Here is a 10,213-nt window from a genome sequence, read left to right as displayed (position 1 = left end):
CCCCCTCCCCTTCTTACGTCCCCACCGGCATGCCGCGGACGCCCTTTTGACCCCTCGATTGACGGTGGAAAATTTATGAAATTACTGCTCACATGCCGGGGCACGCGACCACTGGTATTACATAATGTACAGCTCGCGTCCCCCTTGAACCCCTACGCTACGAAGTTGAGGGAGCTAAACGCCAAGCGAACCAAGACCGTCGATGACCGGGTCGCGATAGCCCGCGTAGAGTTCGAGGGGGGAATGTACTACCAGGAGGGCATCGGTCCGTACATTCCCGCCGAGAATCTGTTCCGGTCACTGGTCAATGGTGCGCGGTTGATAAGGGCTGGAAAGAAGGTTGAACGTGGCGTATTCATCGCGACGTTCATGCTGCCGCTCCTGTATGAGGGGCCGCGAGACATTGATGCGCTGTGGGGCAGCGGCCTCTCCTCCCCCTTCGTCTATCTGAAGACCGTCACAATTGCCAAGAGTAAGGTCGATCGATGCCGGCCGATCTTCCATAAATGGGCGATTGAGGCCGAAGTCCTCTTGGACCCCGAAATAATCGAGCTCGAAGAGTTTGCCCAGATCGCCCAACTGGCGGGCGAGAAGGAAGGCATCGGCGACTACCGGAGCGTATTCGGGCGATACCGGCCAGAAATAGAGAAGCTGTAGCAGCCTTTCGTGGCTGGGCACGGCTAGGTAAGGCTCGGCAGGGCAGCGCCGGGCTGGGCATGGCACGGCCGGGCATGGCAGGGAACAACTGAACATCGAATATCGACTTTGCAGGCATCGAAGCGTCGTACAAGGGATGTTCATGACCGTACGCGAACGCGGCCTTCCGCAGTGGAAGATCATTTACAATGAGGTGAAACGCCATTCCCGTGGCGAGATCATCACCTACGACCGGATGAACGAGCTGCTGGACCGGGACAGTCGCGCCCAGCGTCACCCGATCGAGCGAGCAGCGCGAGAGCTGGAGCGTGTGGATCATTGCACTCTGATCTGCGTGCGCGGCAAGGGCTATCGCATCGCACAGCCGGGCGAGCATGTAGGGCTGGCCGAGCGGCATACCGTCCGATCTCAGCGGCAGCTCGGCAGGGCCTCCCGCAAAATCGAAAGTGCCGACCGAGAGCAACTCTCCCCGGAACAGGCTGCGCGGCTGGACGCCATCCAGGCCCAGCTCGCCAAACACGAAGAGTGGATCGGTGACCTGAACGCACGCGATGCACGCCGAGCCCGTGAACTCCGCGCTCTCCGGCGGCAGACTAGCGGCGACGTCGCGCATATCAGCGATCAGTTCGATCAAATGAAAGAAGCGCTGCGCCGCCACGGCATCCCCATTGATGTATCCGGCGAACCGGCAGGAGATGTCCTAGCTTAGGCACCCGAGCCTCCTTGCCTTACAAGGGGGTCGGGGCGTCGAGACCGAACTTCCACCCGCCCTTCTACAAGATGGAGTAACTACGGTCACCGTCAGGTGGTCCGTACCTCCACCAGCCCATCGGAGAAGCGGTACGGCGCGGCCGAGGCATATTTCCGGCAGAACGGCGACCTTCTGATGCCGGCCGACTCCCGGGCACCATCGGACATCCCCCTCGGCCGGTAAATGAATAATCGCGGCGCCTCTACGTTCTGACCGGTCCCACTCCTACCAATTCGTCCACGGGCACGCCCAGACCCCGCGTGCCCGCCTCTCATCACCGAAGGCGATGCAGATGAAACTCACCGTGATCAGCTACAACCTCCGAAACGGCGGCTGCGCCCCCAAGAACGGCGTCGAGGATGGAGACGAGTCCCGGCTCCTAAACAGATCGAAGCGCTCGGAACGACCCGGTGGCCGCCGCGCGGGCGGAGTACAAGCCCGTGCAGCTCGCCGAGGCCGCCCGTATCGGACTCGCCATTCCCAGGACGATCATCACTTCACAACCCCAAGCCGCCTATGCATGGGCGAAGAACCTGAGCAGGCCCGTCGTCTACAAGCCACTGAACGGCATCTGGCATGCCGACGAAGGCCAGGTGCGCGCTCTGTATACCACGCCCATCGCAGACCTGAGCGATCTCCTCGACCCCGCCGTGGCCCATACCGCGCAGATGTATCAGGAACAGATCGACAAGGCGTATGAGGCGCGGGCGATCGTCGTTGGCGATACGGTGCTCGCGGTACAGATCAACGCCGGCAGCGAGCAAGGCAAGATCGATTGGCGCAGCGACTACGACCGCCTGACTTACAACAAGATCGACCTTCCCGACGACCTTCGTGATCGGCTGGTGGAGCTGCACGCGCGGCTGCACTTGGTCTACGGAGCCGTCGATCTGATCTGCGACACCAAGGGCCTGTGGTACTTCCTCGAAACCAACCAAGCAGGTGAGTGGGGGTGGCTGAACCTGAAGACGGGGCTGCCCGTGGCCGGTGCCATGGCCGACGTGTTACAGAAGGGACCACAGTGGAGGAGATGACGCTGCCGCAGGGACAAGCCGTCGATGAATTCGCCATCCGGCTGACCGACGTCCTGCGCGATCGAGGCGACCTGACCGATCCGCAATGGGCACAGTCGTTTCGGGAGGTGCCGCGCCATCTGTTCGCGCCCGCAACCGCATGGGCGGTGCCCAACCGCCACGGCGCAACGGGAGAACGGATCGATCTGACCGCAGATCCCCTCACCTGGTGGAAAGCGGTCTACTCCGATACCTCCATCATTCTCCAGGAGGCTGACGGATCGGGGGATCCGGCTTCCGGTCAGGGGCAGTTCAGCTCCTCGCTGTCAGCTCCAGGAATGGTGATCTCCTTTCTGGAGTTGCTGGCCCCGCAGCGCGGGGACCGCATCTTGGAGATCGGCACCGGATCGGGCTGGACGGCCGCCTTGCTGTCCTGGCAGGCCGGGGCGGAGGGCATCACCTCCATCGAGGTGGACCCCCAGATCGCGGCGCAGGCCGCGGCCAACCTTCACGCGGCCGGATCGTCCCCCCATCTAATCGTCGGCGACGGTGCAAAGGGTTGCCCAGAACGGGCACCGTTCGACCGAGTGCATGTCACCGCAGGGGTATCGGACATTCCGATGGCCTGGATCGAGCAGGCTCGGCCGGGCGGCGTCGTCGTGTTGCCCTGGCATACCAGCGGGCGGACCGGCCTGGGGCATCAACTGCGGCTGACCGTCGTGGACGAGGCTACGGCGGTCGGCTCCTTCCACGGTCCGGCCAGCTACATGATGTTGCGCGAGCAGCGTCACAACGCCCGGTGGAACAGCCACCACCATGAGACCGCCACCCACAGCACGACCCGGCTGGACCCGCGCAACATCACGGCGGAGGGGCGCGCGGTGTCCCTGATGTGCGCAGCGCTGGCTCCCCGGGTCGGCTGGTATGAAAGGGGCGGCCCTGACGGCACGTCGATTCTGTTGTACGAGCTGGAGGACGCCGATGGCTCCTGGGCGGCCTGCGACCAGGAACCAGGCGCCGATGAGTACCAGGTCGTTCAGAACGGCCCGCGCCGGCTATGGGATGAGGTATCCGGCGCTTATCTGCGCTGGGTGGCCCTCGGCAGTCCGGGATATGAACGGTTCGGTATGACGATCACACCGAACGGCCAGCAGATATGGCTGGACAATCCCTCGAACACGATCGACTGAGGAGCCGAAGGCCGGGGTGTGGCACGGGCTCTGACGAGCCCGTGCCACACCGAAGGCCGTGAGGAAGCTAACGGGCTCACGGCCTCGACATCCTCCTTGAAGCCCTTGCCAGGTGTCCACGCGGGAACCCAATGCGCAGGCTTCGGCAGCGGCTCGCCGGTGCCCGGCTTGCGCCGAATCGTGGCCTTGCGGTGGGTCAACTTCCAGGCCCCGAAGTCGGCGAAGGTGACCCGCCCCCCACCTGCGACGGTGTTCCTGATCTCCAGCATGGCGGCCCGCAGGATCGCATCGACCTCACCGCTGCCGTGTCCCGTCGCAGCGGCGACGGCCTGCGCGAGGCCCCGCCTGTTCAATGATCTGCCCATCAGTATGGTGCTCCTTCCTGCGACCCATTCTGAGGCAAGCGATAGGGCTTACGTCATTGGCCGCGCCGTTTGCGTGCTGTGCGCCGGACGTGATCCTTCAGCGCCTGACGGGTCTCGGGGTTGCCCATCAGCACCTTGGCGGCGGCATTGCGCCGCTGATCGACGACCTGACCGGGATTCGGTGCGCCAACGCCCATCGACTCGGTGAGCAGCCGCTGAGCCTCGTGTGCGGGCAGCACCCCACCGGGCGGGCGGCAGCCGAATGCACACGGCAACAGCTCGACCGCGCCGTAGCGGCGAGGCGTGCCAGGCGAACCCTGGGGTCTGTGGCGTTGCGTGGCCAGGAGGTGTCGGGCGGCAGCCCGGCCGCGATGTTGATGGCCCCGACCGGGCAGACGGGCGACGTTCCGGCATCGACAGCGACGGTGTCGTAGTAGTCGCCGAAGTGACGACCGTTCAGTGCGATGACGTGGCCCGCACCGCGCAGCACGCCGCCGGGAGTGGTGGCGGGCTCGATGGTTGCCCTCGCCATCACTCGCCGCTCCTGGACGCGTCGCGCTCCTCCTCGGTGAATCCGTAGACGCCGCTTTCGCTGCCGCGCGCCACCATCTGGCCCGCCGAGGTCAGGGTGTCCCTCGTCTTGTCGCCGCCGTAGTGGATCGTGGTGTCCCGCGAAATGCCGACGCTGTCTGCCACTGCGAAGGCGCTGGGGTCGGCCGACAGGAACACAAAGGTCCACCCACTCTGCTGCCTGGTGGCGATGAGCCGCTTGACCCCCCTGGCGTTGTACTCGCGGCTCGCGTTCTCCTGGCCGTCGGTCTGGATGACGGCGATCACCTCATCCGGCCGTCGCCCGGCGTCCAGGACGGCGATCTGCTCGTCTGTGCGGGTGACGGCCTCGCCGATGGCGTCGTAAAGGGCGGTAGTGCCGCGCGGCACGAGCTTGAGGGGAGGAACTTCGGCCAAGGCGACGCCCTCGTACACGACCTCGAACCGGTCATTGAACTGGTAGAGCGACACGGTCGTGGTGTCCGCCACGGTGGCCTGCGCGTCGAGGAACGCCTGCAAGCCCCCTTCGGCGTCGGTGCGGACCCCCTCCATCGACCAGGAGCGGTCGAGCAGGATGGTGATGTGCCGCCGCTTCGGAGGGGTGCCCTCCTCCTCGGCAGGGTCCACCGACAGGGATGTGACGCGCGTGGCGAAGCCGAAGACCTCGTGCGTCGCGCGGGCGATGATCGCCGCTGCCGCGTAGACGGCGTCAGGGGCCACGCCGGCGTCCACATCGAAAGCGATCTCCAGGGTGCCGGTGGCCGTGTCGTCGGCCAGCGCCCCGGCCCCTGGCAGCGCGCGCACCAGTGCGCCTCTCAGGTCGTCGGTCAGTTCGGCGGGGCGGCGGATCGCCGCCGTGATGCGCCATCGGGTCATGGCGGGAACCTTTCTGTCGGGGGTGGGTTTGCGGTACGGGTCAGTCGAAGTGGATAGAGCGGAAAACCTCGTCGATCGCCTCGACGGCCTCCTCCTCGGGCATGCCGTCCAAGCGCGTCAGCGGGGTGGTGTCGATGTCGTGCCGGTCGGCCATTTGCGCCTCACTGATGGCCAGCTCCAGCGCCTCCCGCGCTTCGGGACTCATGTCGGTCAACGGGATCTCCCTGGTCGAAGCGATTGGGTGCCAGCCTCGACCCCGCGTCGGGGCTGGAATTCGCGTAAGCGATATTGCTTACGTCAGCCGGAGTACTTGTCCACCCAGCTCAGCCCGCCGGTGTCGAGCACGTGCTGGGCACGGGTCACGGCCACGTAGGCCAGGCGGGCGTCGGCGGGCTCGACCTTGCCGGGCCGTCCGTCGTCGCCCTGCTTGGGCTCGGGGAAGTCCCCGGCGATCTTTACGCGGTGCCATTCGCGGCCCTTGGAGCGGTGGGCGGTGGAGACCTTCACGTCGGCGGCCTCCTCACGGTCGAGCGCGTCCGCCACATCGATGATCTTTTCGGCTCCGTGGCCGTCGATCAGCTTCACCATGGCCTGAAGGTCCTGGCCGTCCTCCTCCATGAAGGCGTATTGCTGGACCTGTCCCCAGTTCTGGAAGGCGCACAGCTCGGGGTGGTCGCAGCCGCGCCCCTCCTGGAGTTGGATGGCGGCCTCGGCCATGGCGCGGATCTGCTTACCCCCGCCCACCAGTGCCACCCGCTTGCCCTTGTCGAGCGCCGTCATGGCCTGTGCCATCGCCTCGGCGTTCGTGCGGCAGAGGATGGCGTCCGGCTCCTCCAGTTCGGCGATCCGTGAGTTGATCGCCTCAAATCCGCGCAGCCGCAGCGGCGCATGCAGGATCTCTAGCCACTTGTTCGCCTCCGCGGCGACCGCCTCGCCGAACCTGAAGCTCTGCGACAGCGTGCGCTCCACCCCCTCGATGGCGTTCATCGCATCGATCGCGCCCCGCCACTCATAGATCGCCTGCGCGGAGTCGCCCACGGCCACGATCTGCGTTGAGCGCTGCGCCCGGATGACCGACAGCAGGGCCGGGTTGGTGTCCTGGAACTCGTCCACCATCACGAAGTCGGCGGGAAGCTGGGGGTCGGTCAGCGACCAGATCTTGAAATAGGCGTCGTGGCTGAACGGCAGGCCGCCGCGCGGGCTCATCATGTCGGCCCATGCCTTGATGGCCAGCGTCGGCACCACCTGTTCGAGCACACCTATCGCGTCCTCGTCATCCCAGCCGCACAGCCGTGCGACGGGCTGGCGGGCGATGTCGCGCCGGTCGGAGTGCGTGAAGTTGGCGACCGTCGCCATGACGACCCGCGCGACCTGCGCCGGGCCGAGCACCCTGTCCGCGTCCAGCCGCACCGGCCCGTTGATGCCCAGCTTGCGGGCGACCAGGTGGGAGGACATGCGGGGTGCCTTCAGGCGGCGCGCGTACGTGCGCCCCACGGCCGCATACGCGAGCGAATGTCCGGTGCGGCAGCTCACGCTCTCAGGGAACGAAGCGGCGGCTTCGGTGGCGATGACCTTGTTGAAGGCGATGTAAAGGCCCTTGCGCTGCGGCGTGGCGGCGGCGGCCATCTTCAGCGTGGTCGTCTTTCCGGCCCCGGCCCCGGCCTGAACGCGGAGGGCGTTGCCGGCGACGAAGTCTTCCATGATGTGCGCTTGCTCATCGGTGGGGGAAGGCATGAGTGTGCTCCTGGTCGGCCCTATGTGGATTCGGGTGGGATGGTGAGCGCCCCGCCACGGTCGCGAGCCGTGGTGCCCGGCGGTCCGGGCGGGACCGGGGCCGCTAGTCGGCAGGCAGAACGCGCACGCTGGCGTGCGTGGCCGCTTCGATCCGCAACCCCTGCGGCATGGCCGGCCGACCGGCGCCCTGCGTGACGCGCCAAGCCCAGTCGTCGGGGCCTTCGAGCCAGGCGATGAAGCGCCCGTCGTCGCCGTCCTCGATGGCCAGGACCTCCGGGTGGCCTGTGCCTCCCGAGAACGAGCGCCGGATGACGTCGGCCACCGCCTGCGCCTGCTCATCGGTGATCAGGAACTGGCGCGGCTGAGGCTTGAGCGCCTCGATCGGGCCGCCGGTCTGGCAGGCGTACATGGCCAGCGCCATCGTCAGGTCGTCGTGGGCGAGTGCGTAGTCGATCGCCTCGTGGGCCATCACGCGCGGCCAGTCGGCCGCGTGCAGCACCTTGACCAGGGCCTCTCGTACGTCCTGCTCACATGTGCCGCGGCCGGTCAGCGTCGCGTTCTCGGCGCGGCGCACCATGCGCAGCGTGGTCAGCAGGGTTTCGGCCAACTCACGGGTGGCGAACCGCTGGGGGCTGCGCAGGCGGCGGGTCGCCGCCACTGAGAGGGCATGGGTCATCGCAGGCATGACGGTGTCCGTTTCTCCGGATGGGGGATGATGTCAGCTGTGCGCTTACGCCATGTTCACGCAGGTCATCGGCCGTAATACTCAGTTATTTCACTCTGAGATCAGAGTAACGCGATTTGCGCGCAAGTCAACGCAGAAGCGCGATTTGCACGCTGATCTCACGTATTTCGCTTAGGTGATCTTGGGTGTCATCATGTCGTGCGCTCGCATCCTCAACACCGCTGTGCAGCGCGTTCAGACGCTCGCTCTCAAGCGCACAGAGAGCGAGCGTCTCTCAGTACCCGAACAAGATCCAAAAGCGCTGAGACGCTCTCAAGCGCACGAAATCACCGCACGTCAAACCGCCTCGACCAGCGGCACCGGCACCGGCACCTCTTCCGTCATCGGGTCGGCGAGCCGGTACACCGTGCCCTGCTTGCCCTCCAGTGGCTGGCGCACCAACATGCCCTCGGCGGCGAGATCCAGCACGGCCGCGTTGAACACCTTCTTGCTACACGGCACGACCTCGACCACCGCCTCCTGCAATCGGCTATAGCGCGCCGCTCCGCCGAACCGTCTGGCCAGAACCTCGGGAATTGCCCGCCGTACGGCCGCCATCCGCCTCCGTCCCGGAAGCTCGCGGGTGACCGGCTCACCGCCTTCCCAGCGCGGCACCACCACGATCGATGCGATGTCGAGCCGATCTCGCCACACCTCCACCCGCTCGATCACCTCCATCAAAAGCCGGCGGCGGTCGGTTACAGCGAGGCTGTCCCACTCCGCGACCAGTCCCTCGATCACGGGGGCCGCCGCCAGCGCAGACTGGTTTCTCTGCTCTACGCGGCCCACCAGGGCATCCAGGGCCGCCTGCATCGCCGCCCGATCGGTAAGGCATTTGTCACGGACTCGCACATACGCATCTTCTGGTATCACCTTCCGGGCTACCAGCAGGGTCTGCTCGTCCAGCTCGCCATCCAGCCGCTTCAGCTCTCGCCTCAGCCGCTGCGCCTCCTGCTGCACAAAGTCCCCCGCGCCCGGCTCCACCTTCGCCGCACGCGCCTCCTCCTCGATCATCGGCACCCACTCGGCCAGCACGTCCAGCAGTGCCCGGGTCACCAACGGCCGCTGAACGAACGTATCCCTGCACACCACCACGCCGTCCGCGTCCGCCGTCCTCGCCCCTTGCCGCTGCCGCCAACCGCACTTGAATCCGTCCAGATCGCCACGCCGCGTCACATGCATCACGCCCCCGCACGGCCCATGAACAACGAACCCGGACAGCGAATGCCGGGAGGTACGGGACTTGCGCGGCAAGCGCTGCATCGCCTGCCGGGCATCGACGTACGCATCCCAGGTCTCGGAGTCGATCACCGGCTTCTGGGTGCCGGGAAACAGCATCTTGCGGCGGCAGTGCGAAGGACACCCGCACTCACAACCCGGGTCATGCACGCTGATCTTTCCCGCCCCGAACCCATGGTCGAGCGCTTCGGCCACCTCGTCGGTGTTCCATTGACGGCCGGTCGTCTTGCGGATTCCCCGAGCGTTCAAATTCTGTGTGAGGGCATAGAAATTGCGCTCGGCAAGCCAAAACGCATACATCTCGTTGAGCACTCGCGCTGTACCACCATCAACATCGGGCTCATACCGCTCAGGCCCATCCGCCGGATCGAGCATCGTCCGGTTGTGAAACAGCGGGTGCGGTTGGCGGCCTCGGCGCACATAGCCGAAGTAATCGCCTCCCAGTGGAGGCAGGCCCCGCTTGAGCCGGTTTTGGAACGCCTCCGACCAGCGTTGCCCCACCAGGTCGGAGTAGTAGGCGGCGAACTCGAAGTGGATGCCGCGGGCTAGTCTTCCGGCAGGGGTCCGCGCGTCCACATCCTCTGTGGCGGACAGCAGTTCTCCGTGCGCCCTCTCGATACGTCCCAGATGGGTCGGGTTGCCCTCCCGGTCGCGGCCGAACCGGCTGAACTCCCACACGATGATGGCCCTGGCGACGCGCTGCTCGACGGCCTTCACCGCTATCTGGATGTCGCGCTTGAAGTTGCGGCCGGTCACATCCAGCTCGACGATCCACCCGCCGTCCGGCCACATCCCCTCGGGCACGTAGTAGCCCTTGCGCGCCGCGCAGGCGGTGATGGCGTCCATCTGGATCTCGGGGGAGATCTTCTCTCCCAGCATCATCGAGACGCGGACGTAGCCGATGGCAGGCTTCAGGCCGCCCGGGAGAACGGGAAAATAGGCCGCTGACTGCATGGTCCCCTCGTTGGTGATCCTCAGGGGGTTCGCTCTAAGACCCCGGTGATGGTGGTGCCGGGGGGTTCTCCCGGCGGGGCCTGGTGTGCCATGCCCGGTATTAAACCAGCCGCCGCCGACGGCGGGCGGCGGCCGAGCGGATGGGCGGATGGGCGGATGGG

General features: G+C 66.2%; 11 protein-coding genes and 1 pseudogene. 4 read left to right on the top strand and 8 right to left on the bottom strand.

What is annotated here, in order from left to right:
• The first annotated feature begins 165 nt into the window (after positions 1 to 165).
• From C1I98_RS28455 to C1I98_RS28440, 4 genes are all read left to right on the top strand, one after another.
• Positions 166 to 657: a hypothetical protein gene (locus tag C1I98_RS28455; RefSeq protein WP_111170480.1), complete on the top strand. Its 492-nt coding sequence runs from the start codon at positions 166 to 168 to the stop codon at positions 655 to 657.
• A 142-nt stretch (positions 658 to 799) separates the two neighbouring features.
• Positions 800 to 1,366, top strand: coding sequence for a hypothetical protein (locus C1I98_RS28450; RefSeq protein ID WP_146607672.1), 567 nt, complete (start codon positions 800 to 802; stop codon positions 1,364 to 1,366).
• A gap of 452 nt (positions 1,367 to 1,818) precedes the next feature.
• The gene (locus tag C1I98_RS28445; RefSeq protein WP_111170478.1) at positions 1,819 to 2,442 is read left to right on the top strand and encodes an MvdC/MvdD family ATP grasp protein; all 624 of its coding nucleotides are present in this window, start codon (positions 1,819 to 1,821) and stop codon (positions 2,440 to 2,442) included.
• A complete protein-coding gene (locus C1I98_RS28440) occupies positions 2,439 to 3,611 on the top strand; it encodes a protein-L-isoaspartate O-methyltransferase family protein (RefSeq protein WP_146607671.1) in 1,173 nt (390 codons plus the stop codon). The genes C1I98_RS28445 and C1I98_RS28440 overlap by 4 nt, the downstream gene beginning before the upstream one ends.
• Here the strand turns inward: C1I98_RS28440 and C1I98_RS45840 are convergent.
• From C1I98_RS45840 to C1I98_RS28410, 8 genes and pseudogenes are all read right to left on the bottom strand, one after another.
• A complete protein-coding gene (locus C1I98_RS45840) occupies positions 3,500 to 3,976 on the bottom strand; it encodes an HU family DNA-binding protein (protein WP_111170476.1) in 477 nt (158 codons plus the stop codon). The two genes, C1I98_RS28440 and C1I98_RS45840, sit on opposite strands and share 112 nt — an antisense overlap.
• A gap of 53 nt (positions 3,977 to 4,029) precedes the next feature.
• On the bottom strand, positions 4,030 to 4,215 hold the full coding sequence (locus C1I98_RS40715; protein WP_146607670.1) for a hypothetical protein: 186 nt from the start codon (positions 4,213 to 4,215) through the stop codon (positions 4,030 to 4,032).
• Between the two features lie 77 nt (positions 4,216 to 4,292).
• Positions 4,293 to 4,508 (bottom strand): annotated as a pseudogene (locus tag C1I98_RS46385) (DUF6197 family protein); the annotation flags it as partial.
• Positions 4,508 to 5,401 carry a vWA domain-containing protein gene (locus C1I98_RS43225; protein ID WP_199537282.1) on the bottom strand — a complete coding sequence of 298 codons (894 nt, stop codon included), beginning with the start codon at positions 5,399 to 5,401 and terminating at the stop codon, positions 4,508 to 4,510. The gene C1I98_RS43225 and the pseudogene C1I98_RS46385, both read right to left, overlap by 1 nt.
• Before the next feature lie 40 nt (positions 5,402 to 5,441).
• The gene (locus C1I98_RS41785) at positions 5,442 to 5,615 is read right to left on the bottom strand and encodes a hypothetical protein (RefSeq protein WP_158558218.1); all 174 of its coding nucleotides are present in this window, start codon (positions 5,613 to 5,615) and stop codon (positions 5,442 to 5,444) included.
• Positions 5,616 to 5,698: 83 nt separating this feature from the next.
• Positions 5,699 to 7,135, bottom strand: coding sequence for a UvrD-helicase domain-containing protein (locus tag C1I98_RS28420; protein WP_111170474.1), 1,437 nt, complete (start codon positions 7,133 to 7,135; stop codon positions 5,699 to 5,701).
• 103 nt (positions 7,136 to 7,238) lie between these two features.
• Complete coding sequence (locus tag C1I98_RS28415) at positions 7,239 to 7,811, bottom strand: hypothetical protein (protein ID WP_146607669.1); 573 nt, start codon at positions 7,809 to 7,811, stop codon at positions 7,239 to 7,241.
• Positions 7,812 to 8,156: 345 nt separating this feature from the next.
• Positions 8,157 to 10,052 carry a recombinase family protein gene (locus C1I98_RS28410; protein ID WP_111170472.1) on the bottom strand — a complete coding sequence of 632 codons (1,896 nt, stop codon included), beginning with the start codon at positions 10,050 to 10,052 and terminating at the stop codon, positions 8,157 to 8,159.
• Positions 10,053 to 10,213 lie beyond the last annotated feature (161 nt).

This window comes from Spongiactinospora gelatinilytica (assembly GCF_003236385.1).
In the GTDB taxonomy this organism is placed as follows: Bacteria; Actinomycetota; Actinomycetes; order Streptosporangiales; family Streptosporangiaceae; genus Spongiactinospora; species Spongiactinospora gelatinilytica.
Note: the sequence above shows the minus strand (reverse complement) of the source record. Positions and strands in the feature narration are given on the sequence as shown.